The 22302-nt window shown below is 38.0% G+C and carries 25 protein-coding genes and 1 tRNA gene; 8 read left to right on the plus strand and 18 right to left on the minus strand.

What is annotated here, in order from left to right:
* Positions 1-24: 24 nt before the first annotated feature.
* The 4 genes from XEN7305_RS25860 to XEN7305_RS25870 all read right to left on the minus strand — a co-directional run bounded on the left by XEN7305_RS25860 (position 25) and on the right by XEN7305_RS25870 (position 1571).
* Positions 25-186, minus strand: a complete 162-nt coding sequence (locus tag XEN7305_RS25860) for a hypothetical protein (protein WP_158500463.1) — start codon at positions 184-186, stop codon at positions 25-27.
* 104 nt (positions 187-290) lie between these two features.
* Positions 291-473 (minus strand): hypothetical protein, encoded by a 183-nt coding sequence (locus tag XEN7305_RS25865; RefSeq protein WP_006512517.1) that lies wholly within the window; start codon positions 471-473, stop codon positions 291-293.
* A 92-nt stretch (positions 474-565) separates the two neighbouring features.
* A complete protein-coding gene (locus XEN7305_RS30110; RefSeq protein ID WP_006512518.1) occupies positions 566-691 on the minus strand; it encodes a hypothetical protein in 126 nt (41 codons plus the stop codon).
* Positions 692-746: 55 nt separating this feature from the next.
* The gene (locus tag XEN7305_RS25870) at positions 747-1571 is read right to left on the minus strand and encodes a hypothetical protein (RefSeq protein WP_006512519.1); all 825 of its coding nucleotides are present in this window, start codon (positions 1569-1571) and stop codon (positions 747-749) included.
* A 270-nt stretch (positions 1572-1841) separates the two neighbouring features.
* On the opposite strand from XEN7305_RS25870, the gene XEN7305_RS25875 reads away from it, so the two are divergent.
* The 3 genes from XEN7305_RS25875 to XEN7305_RS25885 are packed head-to-tail and all read left to right on the plus strand — an operon-like array spanning position 1842 to position 4290.
* Entirely contained in the window at positions 1842-2399 is a 558-nt protein-coding gene (locus XEN7305_RS25875) for a hypothetical protein (RefSeq protein ID WP_040899701.1), read from the plus strand.
* Positions 2400-2410: 11 nt separating this feature from the next.
* The gene (locus tag XEN7305_RS25880) at positions 2411-3403 is read left to right on the plus strand and encodes a glycosyltransferase (RefSeq protein WP_006512521.1); all 993 of its coding nucleotides are present in this window, start codon (positions 2411-2413) and stop codon (positions 3401-3403) included.
* Between the two features lie 23 nt (positions 3404-3426).
* Positions 3427-4290 carry an urease accessory protein UreD gene (locus tag XEN7305_RS25885; RefSeq protein WP_006512522.1) on the plus strand — a complete coding sequence of 288 codons (864 nt, stop codon included), beginning with the start codon at positions 3427-3429 and terminating at the stop codon, positions 4288-4290.
* Between the two features lie 396 nt (positions 4291-4686).
* Here XEN7305_RS25885 and XEN7305_RS25890 read toward each other — a convergent pair whose 3' ends face one another.
* The 13 genes from XEN7305_RS25890 to XEN7305_RS25950 form a co-directional block, all read right to left on the minus strand.
* A complete protein-coding gene (locus tag XEN7305_RS25890) occupies positions 4687-5289 on the minus strand; it encodes a CPBP family intramembrane glutamic endopeptidase (protein WP_006512524.1) in 603 nt (200 codons plus the stop codon).
* Between the two features lie 5 nt (positions 5290-5294).
* Positions 5295-6347, minus strand: coding sequence for a DUF3326 domain-containing protein (locus XEN7305_RS25895; protein WP_006512525.1), 1053 nt, complete (start codon positions 6345-6347; stop codon positions 5295-5297).
* 20 nt (positions 6348-6367) lie between these two features.
* Positions 6368-7540, minus strand: a complete 1173-nt coding sequence (locus tag XEN7305_RS25900) for an amino acid ABC transporter permease (protein WP_006512526.1) — start codon at positions 7538-7540, stop codon at positions 6368-6370.
* 136 nt (positions 7541-7676) lie between these two features.
* Entirely contained in the window at positions 7677-8495 is an 819-nt protein-coding gene (locus XEN7305_RS25905) for a serine/threonine-protein kinase (protein ID WP_006512527.1), read from the minus strand.
* A gap of 110 nt (positions 8496-8605) precedes the next feature.
* Positions 8606-9400 carry a tetratricopeptide repeat protein gene (locus XEN7305_RS25910; RefSeq protein ID WP_006512528.1) on the minus strand — a complete coding sequence of 265 codons (795 nt, stop codon included), beginning with the start codon at positions 9398-9400 and terminating at the stop codon, positions 8606-8608.
* 75 nt (positions 9401-9475) lie between these two features.
* Positions 9476-9796 (minus strand): 2Fe-2S iron-sulfur cluster-binding protein, encoded by a 321-nt coding sequence (locus XEN7305_RS25915; protein ID WP_006512529.1) that lies wholly within the window; start codon positions 9794-9796, stop codon positions 9476-9478.
* Between the two features lie 24 nt (positions 9797-9820).
* Positions 9821-10291 (minus strand): phycobilisome protein, encoded by a 471-nt coding sequence (locus XEN7305_RS25920; protein WP_006512530.1) that lies wholly within the window; start codon positions 10289-10291, stop codon positions 9821-9823.
* A 35-nt stretch (positions 10292-10326) separates the two neighbouring features.
* Positions 10327-10809 (minus strand): 2Fe-2S iron-sulfur cluster-binding protein, encoded by a 483-nt coding sequence (locus XEN7305_RS25925; RefSeq protein WP_006512531.1) that lies wholly within the window; start codon positions 10807-10809, stop codon positions 10327-10329.
* Positions 10810-10875: 66 nt separating this feature from the next.
* Positions 10876-11541, minus strand: a complete 666-nt coding sequence (locus tag XEN7305_RS25930; protein WP_006512532.1) for a V4R domain-containing protein — start codon at positions 11539-11541, stop codon at positions 10876-10878.
* Positions 11542-11543: 2 nt separating this feature from the next.
* The gene (locus tag XEN7305_RS25935) at positions 11544-12047 is read right to left on the minus strand and encodes a hypothetical protein (RefSeq protein ID WP_006512533.1); all 504 of its coding nucleotides are present in this window, start codon (positions 12045-12047) and stop codon (positions 11544-11546) included.
* 9 nt (positions 12048-12056) lie between these two features.
* Positions 12057-12413, minus strand: coding sequence for a hypothetical protein (locus XEN7305_RS27155; protein ID WP_006512534.1), 357 nt, complete (start codon positions 12411-12413; stop codon positions 12057-12059).
* On the minus strand, positions 12410-13123 hold the full coding sequence (locus tag XEN7305_RS25945; protein ID WP_006512535.1) for a V4R domain-containing protein: 714 nt from the start codon (positions 13121-13123) through the stop codon (positions 12410-12412). The genes XEN7305_RS27155 and XEN7305_RS25945 overlap by 4 nt, the downstream gene beginning before the upstream one ends.
* A gap of 188 nt (positions 13124-13311) precedes the next feature.
* Positions 13312-14094, minus strand: a complete 783-nt coding sequence (locus tag XEN7305_RS25950) for a pentapeptide repeat-containing protein (RefSeq protein WP_006512536.1) — start codon at positions 14092-14094, stop codon at positions 13312-13314.
* 334 nt (positions 14095-14428) lie between these two features.
* Here XEN7305_RS25950 and XEN7305_RS27160 point away from each other — a divergent pair, with 334 nt between their 5' ends.
* From XEN7305_RS27160 to XEN7305_RS25975, 5 genes are all read left to right on the plus strand, one after another.
* The gene (locus XEN7305_RS27160) at positions 14429-16972 is read left to right on the plus strand and encodes a PAS domain S-box protein (protein ID WP_006512537.1); all 2544 of its coding nucleotides are present in this window, start codon (positions 14429-14431) and stop codon (positions 16970-16972) included.
* Positions 16973-17036: 64 nt separating this feature from the next.
* Positions 17037-17714, plus strand: coding sequence for a response regulator transcription factor (locus tag XEN7305_RS25960; RefSeq protein ID WP_006512538.1), 678 nt, complete (start codon positions 17037-17039; stop codon positions 17712-17714).
* A 92-nt stretch (positions 17715-17806) separates the two neighbouring features.
* Complete coding sequence (locus XEN7305_RS25965) at positions 17807-18403, plus strand: sensor histidine kinase KdpD (RefSeq protein ID WP_006512539.1); 597 nt, start codon at positions 17807-17809, stop codon at positions 18401-18403.
* A 132-nt stretch (positions 18404-18535) separates the two neighbouring features.
* Positions 18536-19357, plus strand: a complete 822-nt coding sequence (locus tag XEN7305_RS25970; RefSeq protein ID WP_006512540.1) for a pentapeptide repeat-containing protein — start codon at positions 18536-18538, stop codon at positions 19355-19357.
* Positions 19358-19485: 128 nt separating this feature from the next.
* A tRNA-Leu gene (locus XEN7305_RS25975) sits at positions 19486-19567 on the plus strand.
* 2 nt (positions 19568-19569) lie between these two features.
* Here the strand turns inward: XEN7305_RS25975 and XEN7305_RS25980 are convergent.
* Positions 19570-22296 carry a trypsin-like peptidase domain-containing protein gene (locus XEN7305_RS25980; RefSeq protein WP_006512541.1) on the minus strand — a complete coding sequence of 909 codons (2727 nt, stop codon included), beginning with the start codon at positions 22294-22296 and terminating at the stop codon, positions 19570-19572.
* Between the last annotated feature and the right edge of the window lie 6 nt (positions 22297-22302).

The raw sequence follows: 22302 nt of genomic DNA on the forward strand, positions 1-22302 counted from the left end.
CAATACTTCAGAATAGTGACCAAATCAAACAATCATATTTGATTGACAATTGCGATCGCGATCGCTGATAACTTGTCCTTTTGCGATCATCATATCTTGAGCAATTTTGAGATCCTTATGAGCTGAGATTCTGACAGTAATTTCGATGCGATTTGAATAGGCTGTTCCACGAGACCCTATGAGCACATTAGCAAGGGTTTGCACTTCTTGAACTAAGGCAATTTTCTAGGGTGATAAAAGTGTGATAGTGAAGCTTAATCCACAGGTTATGACCATAATAACTACAGCGATTATTTAAGCTCTTTGAATTTAATGAAAACTAACACAGATGCACAGATAATTGTAACCCAACCTATACCTTTAGCATGGTTAAGAATAAAACCTATTATATTCTGAATAAAAATACCAACTACAGCAATAACTACAACACTCAGAACTATTTGAAAGAAAAGTTCAATATTTTTATTTTCCATCTTTTTTGATTAGTTGCTAAGTACAACAATAATACAGCTTTAGTTAAGCTTTACAATGTTTTTCATCAGAAATTATTTAACAGAGACATGGTTCAATTCAAATCGGAAAACTGGGAGCCAAAAATCGCTAAGCCGAGAACTACAGGGTTATCTGTGCCAATTCTAAAGGTAAGATAAGTTGCGGATACTGCGATCGCTGCATGAATAATCGAGAACATAAGCAGTAACAGGTGGAGTTATTCCCAGTTTGGAATAGAGAGATGCGATTGCCAGTTATTTTTTAATTTGTTGTTGGATTTCCTCCAGTTGTTCTAGTATTTTACTATTCTGAGACTCCAGCTCTTCAACTTTAGTATCCAAATCTTCAAAAGGAGATACAGCATTATTAATTACCCAACTTGCACTTGCACCTGCACCAAATACAGCAAGAACTATAGTTACGCAAATACCTCCCCAAAATTCCTTACTAGTTGTTTTGCCAGCCAGAGTATTTTCTACATCGTTTAATTTACCTGAAAACTGCGTATTAAGGTTATCAATACTGTTTGCTAATGTGGAAATTTTGCCATTTAAGCCTTGTTCTCCATCATCACCGCCTATTCTTTTTTCTATTTTCTCTAAGATTTCCTTCGATGCAAGTTGATTAATAAGTGATAAACTTTGCTGAGCTGTTGCAGCACTAATACTATTATCAACGTGTTCCTTATCAGCTAGAATTCCTACTCGTTCTTCAAGAAACTCAGTCTTAGCCGCAAATCGATCAAGTCTTAAATTTAGTTCCCTAGTTTTTTCAGTAAAATTTTCTATTTTTTCTCCAAGATCTTTATTCTTAACAGATACCTCTAATATTTTATTTTCAACAGTAGAGATAATTTCTTGGTTTTTACTTTGAATTTCTGAAAAATAATTTTCATTTCTTTGCTTTAATTTCTCAAACAAAGAAACAATATTTTCATTAACCGCACTATTTTGTTTAATTATTTCTTCCCTAAGCTCTGCTGAAAATTTTGTAGATTTATTCGCAAAACTCTCGGCTGCCTCAGCAAATTTAGCTACATTTTGTTTTATTATCTCTTGATTATTATTAATTGTTGTCATAGCACAAAAAGCCCCAAAATAAGATAAAAATAACTTCTTATGTTCTAAAAAAAATTTATTAAAATTGTCTCGCAAGAGACTAAAGCATCTTAATACTATAACTTAATTTATGTCTTATTCTCCATACTTAACAAAACATCAAAATTAACTAATATTTAATTTTCCAGAAATTATATGCCCCAGCCTCATAAGTCGAGATCGCCTTATTATGTTCATTCAACATCTCACACTGCCCCCTCCCTTCAAGGGCGAATGTATTAAACTGACACAGTGGGTCATTCCTATCCAGAACAAATGTTAGATCAAGAGAGAAATCCAGTTTTTGCCAAATATAAAAATGCTTTAGTAGCGATTGGGGTAGATCTATCGGATGAGTTGGTCATTGATTATATAAGAAATTGTAATTATGAACTTGAAGTGAGATTTCAAGCTATTATCTCATATTGGTATTGGTTACAAAATCAACAGCGAGAACTTGTGGCTCCAAATCAGGTATTAATGCAAGCTTTCTATGAACAATGGCAACCTTTTGAATGGCGCGAAGAGTTTCTGCATAATGATGAATTTAAGAGCACAGCTGAAAAATGGTGGGAGCAAGCCCGTAGCATAGATATTCTGAAAAATTTGATTGTTGATGTGAAAGATAATTTTTGGTTTGGGGGGAAAGTTATCTTTCAAAATCCCCAAGGAGAACTTTGGAGTATGGATTTAGAAATAGCGATGGAGATGAGCTGGGAAGAACTTATTGCCTATTATCAGAGAGTTACGGGAATCGTGATCGAATCTCACCCAGGATATTTCTTGCTGCATAATCGCTCAGTTAGTTAAGGCTAAAAACTATGGTCAAGAAGTTTGAAGACAGCCCTAGTCCTAAAAGATTAGCTGATGTATCAGGACAGAAAGTCCCGAAAAGTGATATGTGTCCCATTAAAGCTAAACAAGGAAAGAAGGAGAAAGCGAAATTAAGCCATCTGCCCTCTGCCTTCTGCCATCTGCCCTCAAGGGCGAAGCCCGTCAAACCTTTGACGGTATTGATGGGGGTTTATAACGGAGAAACTTATTTGTCAGAAGCGATCGCAAGTATCTTAAACCAGACATTTTCTGATTTTGATTTTTTAATTATTAATGATGCTTCTACTGATGCAACTGGAACTATTTTAGAAAAGTTTGCCCAGCAGGACTCGCGCATTAAAATCATTACTAACGACCAAAATTATGGACTAGCTTATAGTCTGGCTCGGGGAGTAGAGGTAGCTCAAACATCTTGGATTGCCAGAATGGATGCTGATGATATCGCAATTCGCGATCGCCTAGCCAAACAGATGAAATATCTTGCAGAAAATCCTGAAATAGATATCTTAGGTGGCTATGCATTAAATATTAATGAGCAGGGGGAAATCTTGGGAACCCGAAAAGTGCCGATTTCCAATCAAAAGATTACTCAGTTTATTTGGACGAATCCCCTGATTCACCCGACAGTATTATTTCGGCGCTCAGCAATTTTAAACATAGGTTCCTATTCCGATAAAGTTCGCAAAAGAATTCCTGAAGACTATCATCTTTGGTTTCGTGCTTGTGCTGCGGGTTTACAGTTTGCCAATTTACCTGAACCTTTGATTTATTATCGGTTTTCTGAGGAAAATTTTGTGAGGAACAATCTCCAATTTTTATTAGCTCATGTATTAATTGGTTGGCAAGGTTGTTGGTTGGTTAAAGCATCCCCTTGGGCTTATTTAGGTGTCACAAAACCATTAGTTCTGGGAATATTGCCACCCAGTATCAGGTATCTTGTTTATAATTGGCTCAAACAATTTGATCCGAGAAGTAAATAACTCGGCTATGTGAAGGAAAAATAGTGATATCCAGGACAATTAATAACTTAGCAACATCTAAATTAGATCTTAAAGTACGATGCTCACTTTCTGGTCAAACTAAAATTTTTCATCAATATACAACTCATCCTTTACGAGTTTCCAATCCATTTCGTCTTGATAAAAATAATTCCCATCGTCTTTATCTCTACCTGAGAAATAATTCTCCAGGATTATTAGCCGAGGATGAGCTAAATTTGGCTGTTCAGCTAGAACAGGGTAGTCAACTGTATCTAACAGAACAAGCGGCGACAAAAGTACATCCCGTTTTAGAGCAAAATGCTGCGGCCCAGGTCAATTATCAAATAACAATTGCCGAAAATGCCAGTTTAGAATTTGTCCCCGAACCTCTAATCCTTTATGCTGATGCCGCCTTGAAACAAACAACAAACATTACAATATATCCCAACTCTAATCTTTTCTGGAGTGAGATTGTGATTCCTGGCAGACTTGCTAGAGGAGAATCTTATAAGTTTAATTATTATGATAGTTGTTTAAATGTCACATCTTCAGAAGGCCAATTATTATTCAAAGATCGTAGCTATCTAGAAGGAAAAAATAATCAATTTAAAAATAGTTCCTTATTTGCCGCTCACTCGATCATGGGAACAGCGATCGCAGTATATCCAGAAATTGGCTGTCATAAACTACAAAAGGCCATAGACAATATAGTCATTGCTGACAAAAACGAAGCGATAGTCGCAACCTCAACATTACCCTATGAGCAAGGCATTATCATCCGAGCACTATCAAATAAGAGTGAACAGATCAAAAATTACTTTCGGTCTGCTTTAAATTCAATCCGTTCACTGCAAGACGATTCAGCCTTGCCTTATATTGCTAAATAAATAACAGAAAATATGAGATTTATTTAGTTAAAGTCTTGAACCAATTTAGAGAAACTATTTTAGGCAGAGAGATACAAAATGCAGTATTAAACAAAATCATTGCCCATAGATTAAACTCACTTAATTCCATAGCCTTTCTCCAATTTTATTGTTAATTTAAATCTGGTATTGATTTTTTTCTTTGTATATTTATTTAATCATACGTTCTAATAAATATAAGAAGCATTACTATTACCTATAAGTTAGATAACTTATAATTATATCTATTTACTTAAACTTTGATATCAATAGCTTTAAGTACAGAGAAATCGGGAATCGGGAATTAGGGAATCGGGAATCGGGAATAGTAAAGAAAAAACCTGAGACAAAAAGCGATTGCCCGGAACTCATTACTTATTACTCATTACTCCCATTGCCATTACTATCGGCATGACTAAACTTCCATAAACAACTCGAAACCAAATTAGTAATAATATGAGCTGATATAGGGATTAATAAATTTCCTGTAATCAAAGCAACATAACCGAGGGCAAAACCAACTACCGTTGCCCAAACAACATAGGGCCATTGTCCGGCACCACTGAGATGCAGGATGCCAAATAAAAGACTAGAAATAATTACAGCAGTCAGATTTAGTCCTAGTGCAGGTAGCATAACCCCCCGAAATAATAATTCTTCGCTGAGCCCAGGCAATAAACCTAACCAGATCAAATCTGGCCAAAGCAATGGTCTAATGACCATATTGAGGTAAATATTGGCACTTTCGCGATAGGCTGGCCATAAACGATAAATGATACTGCTAGCAACTGTAATGCCTGCTGCTAAACCAAGTCCCCAGACTAAAGCATTAGTATCAAAAACTAAAGGTAGTAATTCTACTGAACCAATTTTCTGCCATATTTTGGATACCCCCAACAGCAAGATCGCAGTGACCCCCATTACGACTAAAATCTGAGTGCGATTTAGGGGTTCGATTTCAAAATTGTTAGAATTTCCCACTGATTTTATGATAAACGACGCAGAGATTGGATTTTAGGACGTAGAGCATTAATGCTAATACCAGCACGGCAAGCAGCTAATACGCCCAAAGCTTCTAGATAAGAGTGTACTCTAATAGTCTTCATCCCTAAAGGCTCTGGTGGCACTTTTATTTTGGTTGAATTTTCTGCCACAGTAATAATAGTTGTGGGTGAATCACTGAAACTCATGACAGCACTGCCACCACAAGCATTGGCAGGAATAACCACAGCATCTATGTGATCTGCCCAAATTAAATTAGAGCTATTATTACGATTCGTAACAAATTGGGGAGCGCGAGATAATCCCACTAGGACACAGGGCAGAAAAGTATAGCCTAATTCCTCAGCCGCAGCTCGGGGAGCAACATTAGGATCGACAGGAATAGGGGATAAAGCAGGTGCATGGGCGGCAGGAATCTTAAATTGACGCACAATGAGATGAGAAATAACAGCTTCTGCCCCAGCAAGGTGATCAACACCGGTTCCTTGACGATAATTATCTAATTGAACAGCATCCATATCATCAGGAAAACGAGCCACGATCGCGATCGCCTCAGCCCCTGCTTGAGTAATTAGTTTTTCTGCCCCTCGCAACAAAGATGCTGCATTGCCAATCGTCCCCCAACTAGCACCTGATGAAGAGGTTCGGAGCTCGACATCCAATGGCGCATCGGTAATGACATAATCGGTAAGTTCTAAACCCAAAGTTGCTCTAGTAGCATCGGCCACTTGTAGATGACGCAGTCGTAATTCCGGCTCGATCGCCGAATCTAATAATAAACCAACTTTATTCTGCCTGACCGGTTGCAAGCCCCATTGACCAGCAGCAAATTTATCTAATCCATAGCCTTCGACATAATAAATATTATCCCTTGGCCAGTATAATTGTGCTCCATTAAGCACATTGGGATGGGTAATCAGGCGATCGCAAACTTGCGCCATGGCCCGAGCGACAGGCAAAGCATCACCCGCATAGCCACCAATGGCCGCACCAATACCCGTGGGAACAATCAGAACTGTTGTGAAAGGTTTATTCATAAGTTGGAATTTATAGTGACCTAAGTTTTAGTTTCGAGCCTTCTACTAACCAGGGACATGGCATAACAAATAAGCCAAAAAATTAGGGCAATAAAGACATAAACTTCTTGATAATCCCCCAGAAATTTGGGATTACCTTTGACGATCTTTTCTGAAATACCCAGCAAATCAACCAAACCTACAATAGCCAAGAGGGAAGTGTCCTTAAATAAACTAATAAACTGGCCTACAATGCTGGGAATTACGGCTCTAATCGCTTGTGGAAGAACGATAAAACCAATAGTATAAAAAGAGTTCAGACCTAAAGCTTTAGCTGCTTCTACCTGCCCTTGGGGAACAGCTTGTAAACCACCACGAACATTTTCTGCTAGATAAGCTGAACTAAAAATAGTGAACCCCGCAATAACCCTGATAACCCGATCTGGTCTCATATTTACAGGTAAAATAAGCGGTAGCATTACCTGGGCCATAAAAAGAATACCGATTAAAGGTAAAGCTCGAATTATTTCAATATAAGCAATAGATAACCAACGAATTACCGGCAATTTACTTTGTCTGCCCAAAGCGAGTATTACTCCCAAAGGAAAGCAGAGACTAATACTAACTACCGCGATTAAAATATTTAAGATTAAGCCACTAAGATCGTCTAGCTTGACATATTTTGTTCCGAGTAAGATCCAGAGGTTAATAAAAAATATAGCTATCCATAATAAAGGTAGCCAACTAATAAGTTGAGGAATTTTATTACTTAGTTTTTTACCAGCGATCGCATTGGCAATCATTAACAATAAAAAACCCCAGAGAATAACACTAGCGGTAATGTTACTAGGAATAGATACTAGAGTAAAAACGATAGCCATCAGACCAACAAAAACTAGATTTTTGCGGCTGAATAAATTTGCCGTAGCAGGAGATAATAAACCCCAAGATAAGCCTCCCATGGACATGATGATGCCCAAAGTTAGCCAGGGTCGCCACAATAGGGCAAGTTGCCTTCTGCCATAATCTCCAACAAAAAATAACCGAAAGTTGGCCTCGACTACTCCCCATTCAGCTTCGGTGATTGCCCAATGAGCAAAACCGGTGCCTATCCAATAAAGCAAACTCAAGCTGATAATTGTCAGGATGGCATTGTACCAACTACTAAAAAGATTTTTCCGCAACCAAGCGATCGCGTCTAATTTGTTAATCATTGGTACTTTCTTCTATCCTCAAACCCAACTTTCTCAACCTAGCACCCACTAGACGAATCATCCTAACATCATTAAAATATCAAAACGTCAAAAATTGCGATCGCACAAACCGCGACCAGATTTAGATCAAAGTATTTCAATCTAAACTACTTACAACATGAGTAGCCATTTGAATAGATTTAAGCATTTCACCGGCAGAGGCAAATCTTCTTTGAGGCAACTTCTGCGAAGCCTTAGAAATGATTGAGCGCAGGACAAAAGGAACGGTAGCAGGGACAGTAATTGTTTGGTTTAAGTGAGCGTTTCTCAGATCACGAAATAAGCCAGAAAAAGGTCGTTCTCCCATCACAAGTTCGAACAAAATTACACCAATAGCATAAAGATCGGAAGCAAAAGAATAACGACCATAAAATCTTTCCGGAGCCATATAAGCAGGAGAACCAGTATCTCCCATACTTACTTCCAGAGAATTTGCTTCTTCACTTAGACGGGCAATGCCAAAATCAGATATGCGAGCAGTCCAACTCTTTGCCTGCGGTTCCAATAAAATATTTTCTGGTTTGAGATCACAATGCACAATTCCGCGATCATGGGCATATTCTAAACCCGCTAAAATATCGGCGATTAACTTAAGACTTTCAAGCAAATCTAGTTGCTGCTCCGATTCCATTAACTCCCGTAAAGTACCTCCCTGACAGTAATCCATCACCAGATATCGTCCTGTTGGGCCATATTCCAAACCTCGACAGCTAACGATATTGGGATGTTGCAAGGTCACCAAAAAGCCGAGTTCGCGCAAAAATGCTTTAGTAGGAAATCTTTTTCGATCAAGTTTCTTTAGAGCTACTAACTCTTCAGTTGGGCGATGAACTGCGCAGAAAACTTTACCAAATTGACCCTGCCCAAGCAAGTGAAGAATTTGGTATTGAGAATGGGATATTTCCTCTGAGAACATTAGGTTAAATTTAGTTAGATAGCAAAAATCCCCGCATCTTTGGCAATAGCAATAATTGTTAGATAAAGGGGATTAGCAATAAATAATAAATAAGAAAACTTGAAAAAAGATTAGGAAAATAAGCTATTTGCGAATACCTTCTCAGAATCTGGCTCGCCAGAAGTATAATTTAATTCGTGAAGAGCTTGACTCATATTTCTTGTTACTTGGTAGTTATTGAGATCTCCTTGTTCAAAATAGAATTTTGCTGCTTTACGTAAATCTTCCACTGCTGCCTTTCTATTCCCCAATTCAGAATTTACTAAACCTCGATTATGATGGGCCAATGCAGAGGAAGGGTCTAACTCGATTACTTTTGTATAATCTTCAATAGCTCTTTCCTTCTGATCCATTTTTTGGTAGTTGACCCCTCTTTGACAATATAATTCCGCGGAGTTGGGAGAAGATTGGATACCCCGCGAAGCACTTTCAATTTGACTCAAATATTCTAGCCTAGTTGCTAACTTGTCTTCTTGGTGTTGAAGTTCTTGAGTCTGCTCATTAAAACTCGTGTTTAGTTTATTTATCTGTTGTAACAGGTCAGTTTGTTGTTTCGCCAGCTGATTATTGCTAGATTTTTTCAGTTTTGCCAATTGTTGCAAAAGATTGGTATTTTCGTCTTGATTTTGTTGAGCCAATTCAGAGATCGCCTTTTGTGTTTCTGCTTTTGTCAGACTTAAAAGCCGTTTACGATTTGTTAAATTAAGTGCAACACAAACAGATAAGGGAATTGAAGCCAAGAAAATCTCTTTAATAAAGATAGAAGCAACCGAGCCGCCAATAGAACCAATTACAGAAGCCGTTTCAGCGATATCCAACCAATGGCTATTTTGAAAATTTAATTTGTTTTTTTCTTGTTTTTCCATGATCCTTAAAAATAATTTTTAATCAAATAAATTAATTTTTTTAGTACCTCAATCATCTGAAGATTATCTCCAAAATCATGATAAATATTCCTCTTCTTGATGGGTGAGGATAGTACAATTTGATGTCGGAAAAGCGGCACAGATAAGAACATAGCCTGCCTCAATTTCATCTGGCTTTAAAAAGCTTAACGCCTTAGCCGTCTGATCGACTTGACCCTCTATAACCTTTCCCAAACAATCAAAACAACAAGCATTACAACAAGAGTGGGGAAGACTAATATTTTGTGCTTCGGCAACATCAAGAATATATTCTTCCTCTGTAACTTGGATAGTTTCCTTCAGACCTTTAGCTTCGTTTACTAAAGTAACAGCAAAGGATTTATTAGTATTATTCATAAGTCAATACTGTATTAAGTGGAATCACTGGCTAAGAATGCTTTTGTCAAGTTGTATAATCGGCATCATTAATTCTGCTTCGTCTGGAGTTAGAAACTGCTTAATAATTCCTGGTAGTACTTCATAGGTTGCCCGGGAAATATGCACCATCTTATTAGCATTTACAATAGTCCGATGCCAGAGCAATAGGTTTTCTCTTAGGTAGTCTAAGTCGTTAATGAGCATTGCAGCAGCGGAGCAACGCAAAACAATACTGATGTCTCTACGCCAAATTTCACTATGGTCTTTAGAGCCTGAATTAAATAAGTTAGGATTTTTAGCATCAAGTTGAGCTTTTGTCTGATCCAAAATTTTGTCTTCAGAATCACAAATTTTTTTGTAGGCACTAATCCGTTGGTCTACAGACCCAAGATAGATTTTAAGAAATTGTAATTCTTGCTCAGAAGCATAGCGACTATCAGCTTCTACATTTAAACGATCTAGTTGTTTTAACATTAGTAAGATTCCCCTCTTGTGATTGGTAAATGGATTTATGCCTCTTGAGTATTTGCAAGATATTCGCTAACTTCTACTTGCGTATCATTGAGTTGCTTAATCATCGAACGTGTAATTAACTTGCCTTGCTCAACCAAAACTTTCCCATCGAGAGGATGGAGAATATCTTGCTCTGCTCGACGACCAATCAAAGCTTCAATGTCTTCAATATCACTGAAATACATCCCAGAGGGCAGCTCTACCACGACGCCTTCTCCTATTACCCTAGCTTGACAAGCAAGGCGGGAAAGCATATTACAGCTAGTAATGGTTTCTAGGGTACGCTGCTCCCGACGATTAAGAGGAGAAAGACTCTCCATTCCCTCTTTAATGTAAACATGACAAGTGGAGCACATGCCTCGACCACCGCACTCTTTCAACACATTTATTTCACTGCCCAAGAGCCCAGATAACAGATTATCGTTTGTCTTAATGGACGTCTCTTTATTAATAGGGTCGAGCTTAACTGTTTTGGCCAAGGTTACTACTCCTTCTTACATTGATTTCAGACTGTACTTATTTATCTTGACTACCCAGCACGGCTATTATTCCTGGGCAACTGCAAGACGATTCATAATTTGGCTATGGTCTTGATCTGCTTTTAGCCAATCTTCTACAGGCTTAAGTCTGTCAATCAAACCCACAACAAAATGGTTACACTCTGCCCCCATAGATTCACAGGAAGTTTGAACACAATGGAGATTCCGCCCGGTTATTTGACTGAAAAATACACTAAAAATACCAGCTTCGAGAAAGCATTTGGGCGTATCTCCGGAAGTTGCTGTCTCCGCAAAAGCAGAATTCCAAACTTTAACAACTAAAAATCCTTGCTGGTAATAATCCATATCTAGATCCATAGTTCCCCAACCATGGCTTTTCCAACATTGCTTCAAACATTGTAGTAACTCAACCATTTCCATTTGAGCTATTGGTTTACCATAATAATTACTCAATTCCTCGCTAAACCGCCGATAGAAGTTTTTCCCCCACCAACGACCACAATTGAAAAGTACCAATCCAGCAGCAGGGCCAACTTCGTTCTCTAAACTCGTATGAATTGCTTTTAGCAAAACTTCGGGCAAAGCTAACAGTCGGGATCCCTGACGATTTTCAATTAAGCCAAATTCATAATCTCCTTGTACATAAGCATCGGTCGCAAAGTAATTTCCGCCTAAAGAGCTATCCTTAATTAATTCAGCAACTTCAATCATTTCTATCCTCCTACTGTCATGGGAATTTGTTCCGAAATAAGATCTTGTTCACCCAAAAGGGTTGTTTGAGCTTGCTCTAAAAAAGGGTGAATTAAGAGCAATTGCTTTCGAGACAAGACCTTTTCCAAACGCGAGAGTAATAAATCATAGATAGTATTTTCTAGTGATTGCATTTGATGGGCTTGTACCATCTCCGTTAGCCAGTCGAGAATTTGGCGATCAAGATATTCTGGATTATTTAGTAACATTGCCATCGAACTATATCGCATGATAGCTAGCCAATGTTTTAAGGCTTTCTCTAAAAGCTTCGGATTTTCTTCTGGATAGGCTCTTACAAGTTCTTCAGCAATCGGCTGAAAGATAACAATCTCCTGGTCGCGTAAAAATTCATAGGTTGCTAATCGCTCAGCTAAGGAGGAAACCGCATTGCGAAAATCTAGTATTTCCGGTTTCTGTAGATAATGTTCTTCTGCTTTATACAGAATGGCTTGAATATCAGATTGCATAGTATTACCCTAAAATAGTTCAGATAAGTCGTCTAATGTCATTCCATCGTCGCCTAATGAATCCGGCTCGGGGATGGATTTCAATTCTGGTAGTGCAGCAATTTCGGAATTACCTTCCCAGACAAAGCATTGAAAAAAGTCACTAACAGATAATTTCACAGAGAATTTTAAAAAAGGACGTCGAACTTCTGTTAGGAGTTTGCCTTGCCAGTTACTCTGACTAAAAAAATCTTCTATTTTTAGACATAGCCAGGAGATATCTTGAAAAATCTCATCAACATCTTTGGTTTGATGACCGCCTTCCCAATTACTTTGACTAAAAAATTTCTGTACTGAAGAACGTTGCCATGAGGATGAATCGCTCATTTAAGGTACTCTCCATTCTGTAGCTGTTTTTCAATATCCTTAGCTGTAGCACCTTCATTTTGCCAAAAGGTAGCTGCATCGATAGTATCTTTTTTTCCCAAAAGGAACTTACAATAAGTTTCGCCCATGGCGTAGCAATGAATTTCTATACAGTCTAATTCCTTCTGTATCAAGTTACTAAAGAAACCAGCAAACAGACCAGCATAGATATGACAAACTGGCTTTTCAACATCGCCTAAAGTCCGAGCTACAGCAGAATCAAAGATGTTGATAAACATGAACCCATTTTTTTGGTCACTGAGATCTACTTCCCAGTTGCCCCATCCTTGACTAGTAAAGGACCACCACCAAGCCTCTAGGATATGAGGAAGGGCGATATCATTGATACCGTATTCATATTCTTTTTCAAACCAATCACGAAAAAATTCTGCATCCTTTTTCCCCCACTCTGCACCAATGTTATACATCACAACAGAAGAAGCACTACCTACTTCTTGTTCTAAGCCTTCAATTAAGCCAATAATAAAATCCTCTGTTACCAGAATATTTCGGGATTCATTCCAATCAATAATTTTGCCCGTCTTATTTTGAAAACAGAAAAAATCTTCTAGGCGATAGTGATGATGTTTTTTTGGATATTTACTTTTTAGGAAATGCTCATTTTTCGTAATTACTTTTTTTTCTTTTTGAGCTATTGTCGATAAGGTCATTTTCTTATATTTAGTTAGATATAACTAAGTGATTTGTATCGTTATTTAGCCAGAGTCTATCGTTATTTAACCAGAGTCTTAGGTTATTAACTTAGAACAAAAAATTTGATAGTGCCTCTGTATTTACAAGCATTTTTCTATTGAAATACAGATTGATTTATCGTATTTTTACGCATGAATTTTATTTTTTAAACAATTAATTTCGCAAAATCTTTGACTATTTGCGAGCATAAGTCAATAAAAGATTGTATCCATTTGTAAAACCAAAGTAATTGTGTCTGACTAATAGAATCTTCCATAACTCCTTCAAAAGATATCTGATTAGATTTACTTATTTGAAACTGCTCTAACCAATCAAAATTCGGGCGAGAAGAATGTAAATATTTAGCAGTCATTATATTGCCTAAATAACGATTGCTATATTGGCAGATATGGTTAAACTGAGCTAATAATTGTTCGATAGTCTGGTCTTGTAGCATCCCCGCATTTACGGGATCAAAATTAGGAGGGAAAATTGTTTCATTATCATAAATAGCTCCCACTAGGTTGGCTTCACTTAGATTAACTCCGATTAAGTAAGTTCCAGTTAAGTTGGCATAACCAAGATTAACTTTGACTAATTTTGCGGCAGTTAGGCAAGCTTTATTGAGACAAGATCCGAATAAATTAGATTCTATTAGTTGGGCTGTAGCAAGGTTAGCTCTGCTTAAATCAGTGCCAGAAAGATTTGTTCTGCTGAGATTTGCCCCACTAAGTTCTGCTCTAATCAAAGAAGATGCTCTCAAATCAGCGTCACTCAAATCAACATTTTTGAAGTTGGTATAACTTAGGTCTGCCTCTCTCAAATCAACATTGCGCAAAGAGTTATCTCTAAGATCTGCTTTTTGAAGTCGTGCTTTAGGAAATTGTCTTTTTCCTGAGGAATATTGTTGACAGAATTCAAGAACAGAAATATTGTTATTCGGATGCACAGAGAGTTATTCCCTTTAAGGTAATTATGGCTTTTTTTGATCGTAACTTTTGCTTCTTGAATTTTCTTGGGTATTTTTACGAAATTTTGATTTAAACTAATATGTGGTTTTTAATACCATGATAATTACTATTACTTACAAATGCTTATTTTAATTATTGTTTATGAAATTTATAAGCTTAAATATTATGCTTAAAATCATAAATCATCTGTGAATTGATAACTAAATTAAAAGATAAAATTAATTTTAGATCGAGGAAACGCTCTCTTTTGGGAAGCTAGAGATTCTTTAAAGATGATTGGTTTACATACTAAATATTACGGAGCACCAGGCAATGGATGAAAGGTTAAGACTTCTCGAATCAGTTGTAGTTAATGCCAATGATGTAATTTTGATTTCTGAGGCAGAACCGATCAATGAGCCAGGGCCAAGAATTATCTATGTTAACGAAGCTTTTACCAGGATGACCGGCTATACTGCCGATGAAGTGCGAAATCAAACTCCACGCATTCTCCAGGGGAAAAAAACTCAACGTTCAGAACTCGATAAAATTCGCCATGCTTTAGAAAACTGGGAGTCGGTTCGAGTAGAGTTAATTAACTATCGTAAAGATGGTTCTGAATTTTGGGTTGAAATTAATCTTAATCCAGTAGCGGACGAACAAGGTTGCTATACTCACTGGATAGCGATACAACGAGAGGTGACTGAGCGTAAGCTAGCAGAAAAACAGTTCAGAACTCAAATACTGCGATCGCAATTATTTGCAGATATCTCTCTCAAAATTCGTCAGTCTTTGCAGTTAGAAGATATCCTAAAAACTACGGCTATTGAGTTGCAAAAGCTACTAGAAGCTGACCGAGTCGTCATCTTACGTTTCAAAGCACCAGGAAATTTATACGTAATTGAAGAAACTGTCAACCCAGAATTGGATTCTGTGATTGACCAAGCCTATTTAGATGAATGTTCAGATGAAGAGTACTTCATTAAGTATTTGCAGGAAAGGCTTTGTGGAATATTCAATCTTGACAAGCTTGACGGACGTCAATATTTACTTGAGTTTCTCCGTCAGGTTCAGGACCAATCTAATTTGGCGATTCCTTTGTTGTCACAGGAAAGATTATGGGGGGTGATTGTGATTCACCGATGTTTCCCTAGTCGAAATTGGTCTACCTGGGAAATCGACCTCTTAACACAAATCGCCGATCAGATTGCGATTGCTTTAAGCCAAAGTAATTTAGTCAAGGCTCTCGCCAACTTTGGACAAAACCTCAAACATCTGCATCGCATTAATACCACTGACTATCAGAATTTTGATGATTTATTTAGTGACTGTCTCACCACAGGATGTTCGATGTTTGCAATGTCAACTGGAGTTATTGGTCAGATTAAGGGTAAATCTTATATCGTCCAAGCTGTGCGATCGCAACTGGAATGTCTAGAAGTTGGCTTAGAATCTTGCCTCAAAGATACCTACTGTACAGCTGTTGTTCAAGAAAAAAGAACGATTACTTATCCTCGGGTGGGAGATATCGAATCAATGCAAAATAACCCTGTTTATCAAAATCTACAGTTAGAGTCCTATATTGGTACTCCTATCTATGTTAACGGCGAAATTTATGGCACTCTCAATTTTTCTTCAACCCAACCCAAAACTGACAATTTTGAGATTCAAGAAATAGAGGCGATTGAATTAATGGCTCAAAGCATTGGCAAGTTTATTACTGCTCATCAAAACGAGTTGCAGCGTCAAGAAGCGGAAATCTCTTTACAGAAGAGCCAGCTACGTTGGGCAACTCTTGCCGAAACGGCTCCTGTAGGCATATTTCTAACCGATATTGAGGGAAACTGCTACTACGTAAATCAATACTGGTGTAAAATTGCGGGCATAACAGCGGAAGAAGCCGCTGGACAGGGTTGGACCAAGACTTTACATCCTGAGGATCGTGATCGCCTTTTCACGGAATGGCAGCAAGCTGTTCAGCATAATCTGTCCTTTAGTTCTGAGTCTCGGTTTATAGATTCTAATGACAAGATTACTTGGTTTTATGTAAATGCGATCGCTGAAACAACGAGTGATGGCAGCATCATCGGATATATCGGAACCGTCACCGACATTACTGAAAGACTGAAAATAAAAGAAATAAAACAGGCTTTAGAGCAAGAAAAGAAAATGAGCGAACTCAAACTACGCTTCTTTTCTATGGCTTCCCATGAATTTCGGACTCCTCTGAGCATTATTACTTTAGCCACTCAAATTTTGGAAAACTCTGAACCTGAATGGCTTAACGCAAAAAAAATACGTAATATTAACCGAATTAAGGATTCTGCCCTCAAAATAACTCAGATGCTGACGGATGTGTTAATGCTTGCTAGAGCCGAAACCGAAAAACTAGAGCTCCAACAAAAAAAATTCAATTTAAAGCAATTTTGTCAGGATATTTTAGAAGCAATCAAAACCCAAATGTCAGAAGATTGTGCAATATCTTTTGTTTACGAGGGATATTGCAATGATGAGGTTTATCTAGATGAAAAACTCTTATATTCAATTTTAATGAATCTTCTTTCTAATGCTGTTAAATATTCACCTCAAGGACAAAAAGTAAACTTTGTGGTGAAATTACAAGCTGAATCAGTATTATTTACCATTCAAGATCAAGGAATTGGCATCCCTGAAGATAAACAAACACATTTGTTTGAAGCATTTTGTCGAGGCAATAATGTTGGCAGAATCGAGGGAACAGGATTAGGATTAGCCATAGTAAAAAGATATGTTGATTTACAAGGCGGAACAATCATCTGTGATAGTAAACCCCAAAAGGGAACAACCTTTGTTATTGCGATTCCATTTAATTTACAAGACTCAATAGTAGTGAATTGAAGATCTTAAAAATCCAATTTATAATTCACTTTCTTGTTTATAGTTGCTTTCCAAAATTTTTTTTATGAGACTTCTTTTAATTGAGGATGATATTTGTTTAGCTGAAGTACTAGTAGAATCCTTAAGTGATTATGGTTATATCGTTGATGTTGTCCATGATGGAGAAATGGGCTGGGAACAAGCTATTAGGGGGAATTATAGTACAATTTTGCTTGATGTTAATCTGCCGAAGCTAAATGGGATTAAATTATGTCAACGTTTACGCTCCCGTGGCTATACAGTCCCCATTTTGATGATCACAGCTCGGGATGCGAACATTGACAAAGTAATTGGTTTGGATGCTGGGGCTGATGACTATATGGTCAAGCCAGTCAATATAATAGTATTGATGGCGAGAATTCGGGCCTTAATGAGACGTGGGAAGGTTGCTGCTGAGACGAACCTTGTGTGGGGAGATTTGATTTTAAACCCTAGCAGTCACGAAGTCACATACAACGAGAAAAACTTAGACCTTACCCCGAAAGAGTTTGCTTTACTTGAACTATTTCTGCGCAGTGGCAAACGATTATTAAGTCGCCCAGCAATTATTAGTCATCTTTGGGCAACGGGTGATGTCCCAAGTGAAGAGGCAGTTAAGGCTCACATCAAATACCTGAGAAAAAAACTGAGAATAGTTGGAATGCCTGATGATTTTATTGAAACAATTCGCGGTTTAGGCTATCGTCTCAAATCCGACAATTAAAAATTTCCCGATTTCTTCCCGATTATCTACCTACTTTTTGCCCCCGATGTTTTTACGCTGGAAATATCAAATTGTAAATTCAAGGCCAAGTTATGAATATATTAGAGACCTCCCTTTTCTCTAGGATTAATATTCAACAAATAAACTCAAGACCCAGATCAAAAATCGAATATTTCCTGCAGAATGCAACTATTGCCAAAACTACAACTTCAACTATAGAACTAGAGCTTACTTCCCTAAATTTGCAGAAATTATGCTTAGACGTTATTAAAGAAATCGAGGAAAGATTTCAGAATGATATTACTATTAACTTTACTTTTAAAGGCAATAGCAACAATATTTTGCTAGATCAACGCCTGATATTACCGATTTTAATTAATCTACTAGACAATGCGGCAAAATATTCTCGAGGGACCGAAATTACAGTTGACTTGACAGTCATAGTTGAAGCTCAAGCAGTATATTTAATTGTTCAAGATTACGGAATAGGGATTCCCGCCGTGGACAAAGCTCATATCTTTGAGTGTTTTTATCGAAGTGCCAACACAGACCACATTGCAGGCTCAGGAGTTGGATTAACAGTTGTGAAAAGATGTTTGGACTTGTATGCAGGTAAAATCGTCGTCCAGAGTGATTTGGGAAAAGGCTCTCAATTCATCGTCTCTATCCCACTGGAAGAATTTGTCTGAGCTAAAAACTTCTCGATTTCTTCCCGATTATCTCCCTGATTTTTTCACCTAGTCCGTTTAGCTTAGAGATATCTAGGAAGACAGAAGATTGATTTAGTCGCAAATGAATTATCTTTAACTTTTGGTTCAGTTATGCTTAGACGGAAAATTGTCAACTCAACTACAAATACATTAACAGTAGATGAATTGCAACAGAGATACGCCTCAGGACAAAGAAATTTTGACAAGATTTCTCTGCGGGGAGTCAGCTTGAAAAACGCTGATTTAAGATATATTAGTCTTAAAGAAGCAGATTTAAGTAATTCGGACTTAAGTGATGCCACTCTTTATGGAGCTAATCTTAAGAAGGCTAACATCAACTTTATTAAATTAGATAGAGCTAAATTAGACGGTGCTTTTTTTCATGGATCAAACATTGCTTGTAGTTCTCTAATCGCTGCGAGTCTACGCGATGTCGATTTGCGAAAAGCCAGTCTAGATGCAGCTATTTTGAGAGGAGCCACCCTAGAAAGAGCAGATCTAAGCGATGCTTATCTCAGAGGAGCAGACCTGGAAGATGCAATTCTCGATGGCGCCTATTATAGTCGACAAACTCACTTTGCTTCTGATGATTTTGATCCTATTAGTTCTAATATGTGTATAGATGCCAAGATTGGTATCGAAGAATTGCTTGAAAAATTTAATTACCTAACTAATTATGGAAGTCGCTATTTTGGACCAATAATCACTGCGAAAAATTGGGAATCTTCGCGTCCAAAATCCGATTGGCTAAATAAACTAACAGTTCAGACCTCTGGTCAAATCATTTGTGCTGATATGTCAAACAAAACGATTAACAATTCGCAACGACATCTTGCTCAACAATGGATGATTGATTTTATTAACTTTTGTTCTAAGGTTATTCGCAATTTTCCCTATATTATCGAACCAGAAAAAATAATTTTCAAAATATAATCATAGAGATTATTTCTTGTTGAATAAATTTTGCAAAGTTAAAACTTTGTCTTTCATCCGTAATCAATTCACAGGAAAATCATGTTGTGAGTCTTAGCGAAAGTATGATAGATTGGTTTGTGCCGATCGCGGATGTGGTGGAATCGGTAGACACGCACGCTTGAGGGGCGTGTGGCTCACGCCATGCGAGTTCGAGTCTCGCCATCCGCATATTACTTGTTTGTAGCAGTAGAAGTTTGTTGTGCTTCTGGATTGGTCGCTGAGTTGTTCTCGTCAGGAATGCGCCAGATCTTAATCGTGTTGTCAGAACTGCCACTAACAATTATGCCTTCGCTCATGGCAACAGTATTAACTGAAGTTGGGTGAGCTTGAATAATGTTTTCTAATTTACCCGTGGTAAGGTTTCTGGTTTCGATCTCGCCGTCCCGACTACCACTGACTAAGATATTGCCACTGATTGCTAAAGCATTCACCGCGGCTTGATGATCTGTGAGGGTTTGTTTTAGCTCCCCTGTTGTGAGATCCCAAACTTTGATGGTTTTATCGTAACTAGCACTATAGATTTTATTTTCGTAAATGACGATACTGTTGATTGAAGCCTTATGGCCTTGCTCTTGATCTTTATCTAGCGGCAAACTATGTTTTAATTCCCCTGTGGCCAGGTCAATTATTTTAATTCTCTTATCCCCACCGCCACTCACAATTGTATTTCCCTGGATTGCGATCGCATTGACCCCATCATTATGAGCTTCCAGAAATTGTTCCAATTTCCCTGTGGGTAAATCCCAAATTTTGATGGCCTTATAGCTTCCGGTAACTAATTTACTACCATCTTCACTGATCGCAATACTACGGGTAATCGGATCGAGAAGGTTGCGGATGGTCTTTTCTAATTCCCAGGTTTGAAGATTCCAAATCCTGATAGTTCTATCCTTGCTGCCACTGACTAACACATTCCCGTTGACAGCTAGACTGTTGACATAATTTTTATGCCCTTCCAGACTATATTCTAGGGCTCCCGTTGCCAAATTTTTAACAGTAATCGTATTATCGCGATCGGCACTAAAAATATGATGGTCGCTAATGGCAACAGTGCGAATAGAATGGCTATTAGCACTCAAGGGATGTTCTTTTTTCCCTGTAATAGAATCTCTAATTGTTTCAAGTCTACCTGTTTTGAGGTTTCTAATTTTAATCGCTTCATCTTGACTGGCACTAACTAGGGTAGAGCCATCCTCACTAATCGCGATACTAGAAAACCAAAAGTAATGGTTACTCTTAAAACTGTGTTTGAGATTGCCAGTGAGAAAATTCCAAACCTTAATAGTTTCATTATTGTTGTCAGCACTGACCAAAGTATTTCCGGTAACGGCTAAGTCTCGGACTGAGCTACTATGACCTTTTAATGTTCTGATTAATTCTCCTGTCTCCAAATCCCAAACTTTAATCAAATTGTCACTACTACCACTGATAATAAATGTTTTGTCTTCTTTATTGCCATTACTAATCACGAGACGATCAACCGAAGCTTCATGACTCACTTTAAAAGGCTTAGTTTCTTTGCCAGTTCTTTTCCTGGCTTGTCTTCTAATTGCTTGGCGGGTTAATCGCCTCGAAAGCCTAGTATCAATGAGAATCCGAGGGTCTTTTTCGGTGCTACGATTCCACAGCTTGATTGTTTTATCTTCACTGCCACTAACAATGATTTGATTATTGGCAGTAATTGCAAGATCGTAAATTCGAGCCTTATGTACTTGTTTGGTTTCAATGGGTTGTTCCGCGCTCGGATCTTGGAGATCCCAAATCTTGACATTGCCATCTCCATCCCCACTGATTAAGAGGCTCTCATCCTTACTCAAGGCGATCGCATCAACCGGTGACTGATGATTCTTGGATTCTCGTTCTTCCTCTCCTGTTGAGAGATCCCAAAATCTGATCGTGCCATCTTGAGAACTACTAATAACAGTATTGTTTTTGGTAATTACGACACCAGAAATTGGAGCTGTATGCCCAATGAGAGTAGTTTTCAATGTGCGAGAAGAACGATCCCAAATCTTAATCGTTGTATCTTCACTACCGGTAACAATAATATCGCCTTGCATTGCAACGGTTTTCACATCCCCAAAATGACCCGCAGGAGAAGTGTAAACCGACTCATATTTAGTTTTTGCAGGTTTGGTTTTGAGATCTGCAATTGATGATAAGGCCAGATTCTCTGTATTCTGGGGAGTATCTGACTGTTCTGGCTCTGTTGCTTGTTCAACACTGACAAATCTGTCTTGACTCGCTTGATAAATTTGGATGGGAATGCCAATCCCAAGACTAAGATCATTCGTACCTTCCTTGGTGCGAATTCCGTTCACTCCAACCAGATTAGCTTGTCGATCAACTATCGGTCCCCCTGAAGTCCCCGGAATTAATCTACGATCATGTACTATGCGATAACCCTCTTCTGCCAGAGATTGCAAGCTCAGGGTGCGAGCAGGTTGCAATACATAATTGCGTCTTGGTCTTCTGCCAGCGGGGTTGAGATAGCCCGATAAATATAAAGGAACCCCTGATGTGATATTTTTGGAGTCACCAAATTCTGCTACTTTATAAGGCTGTTTGTTTTTGGATTTGCCTTCAAACTCAATTAAAGCCAAATCGATATTGGGCAGATTTTTGATTGTGGAGGATTTGACTTTATGTTTTTTGCCGTCAAAAGTCGTAATGGAATATTCTCCTGGATATTTAACAACATGCCAAGAAGTCAGCACTGTATATTTACCTTGTTCTCGATCTAGATCGATAATCGTTCCTGAGCCTGTGTTTTCGCCATTGACCTGTACAGTAAATTTCTCAGCTTGGTTTGCTATGGGTGAAGGGCTAGATAGCACAATTAGGCCCACCACAAAACTCAGTCCAGTCAAGGGAATAAGGGCTTTTTGATTCGTCACGATCGC

It is taken from the genome of Xenococcus sp. PCC 7305 (assembly GCF_000332055.1).
Lineage (GTDB): Bacteria > Cyanobacteriota > Cyanobacteriia > Cyanobacteriales > Xenococcaceae > Xenococcus.

Coding starts and splice junctions, on each gene's coding strand:
- XEN7305_RS25960 (WP_006512538.1), top strand. CDS start 17,037: ATGAGACTTCTTTTAATTGAGGATGATATTTGTTTAGCTGAAGTACTA.
- XEN7305_RS25910 (WP_006512528.1), bottom strand. CDS start 9,400: ATGGAAAAACAAGAAAAAAACAAATTAAATTTTCAAAATAGCCATTGG.
- XEN7305_RS30110 (WP_006512518.1), bottom strand. CDS start 691: ATGTTCTCGATTATTCATGCAGCGATCGCAGTATCCGCAACTTATCTT.
- XEN7305_RS25965 (WP_006512539.1), top strand. CDS start 17,807: ATGAATATATTAGAGACCTCCCTTTTCTCTAGGATTAATATTCAACAA.
- XEN7305_RS25880 (WP_006512521.1), top strand. CDS start 2,411: ATGGTCAAGAAGTTTGAAGACAGCCCTAGTCCTAAAAGATTAGCTGAT.
- XEN7305_RS25900 (WP_006512526.1), bottom strand. CDS start 7,540: ATGATTAACAAATTAGACGCGATCGCTTGGTTGCGGAAAAATCTTTTT.
- XEN7305_RS25865 (WP_006512517.1), bottom strand. CDS start 473: ATGGAAAATAAAAATATTGAACTTTTCTTTCAAATAGTTCTGAGTGTT.
- XEN7305_RS25945 (WP_006512535.1), bottom strand. CDS start 13,123: ATGACCTTATCGACAATAGCTCAAAAAGAAAAAAAAGTAATTACGAAA.
- XEN7305_RS25970 (WP_006512540.1), top strand. CDS start 18,536: ATGCTTAGACGGAAAATTGTCAACTCAACTACAAATACATTAACAGTA.
- XEN7305_RS25920 (WP_006512530.1), bottom strand. CDS start 10,291: ATGTTAAAACAACTAGATCGTTTAAATGTAGAAGCTGATAGTCGCTAT.
- XEN7305_RS25930 (WP_006512532.1), bottom strand. CDS start 11,541: ATGATTGAAGTTGCTGAATTAATTAAGGATAGCTCTTTAGGCGGAAAT.
- XEN7305_RS25895 (WP_006512525.1), bottom strand. CDS start 6,347: ATGAATAAACCTTTCACAACAGTTCTGATTGTTCCCACGGGTATTGGT.
- XEN7305_RS27160 (WP_006512537.1), top strand. CDS start 14,429: ATGGATGAAAGGTTAAGACTTCTCGAATCAGTTGTAGTTAATGCCAAT.
- XEN7305_RS25915 (WP_006512529.1), bottom strand. CDS start 9,796: ATGAATAATACTAATAAATCCTTTGCTGTTACTTTAGTAAACGAAGCT.
- XEN7305_RS25905 (WP_006512527.1), bottom strand. CDS start 8,495: ATGTTCTCAGAGGAAATATCCCATTCTCAATACCAAATTCTTCACTTG.
- XEN7305_RS25870 (WP_006512519.1), bottom strand. CDS start 1,571: ATGACAACAATTAATAATAATCAAGAGATAATAAAACAAAATGTAGCT.
- XEN7305_RS25935 (WP_006512533.1), bottom strand. CDS start 12,047: ATGCAATCTGATATTCAAGCCATTCTGTATAAAGCAGAAGAACATTAT.
- XEN7305_RS27155 (WP_006512534.1), bottom strand. CDS start 12,413: ATGAGCGATTCATCCTCATGGCAACGTTCTTCAGTACAGAAATTTTTT.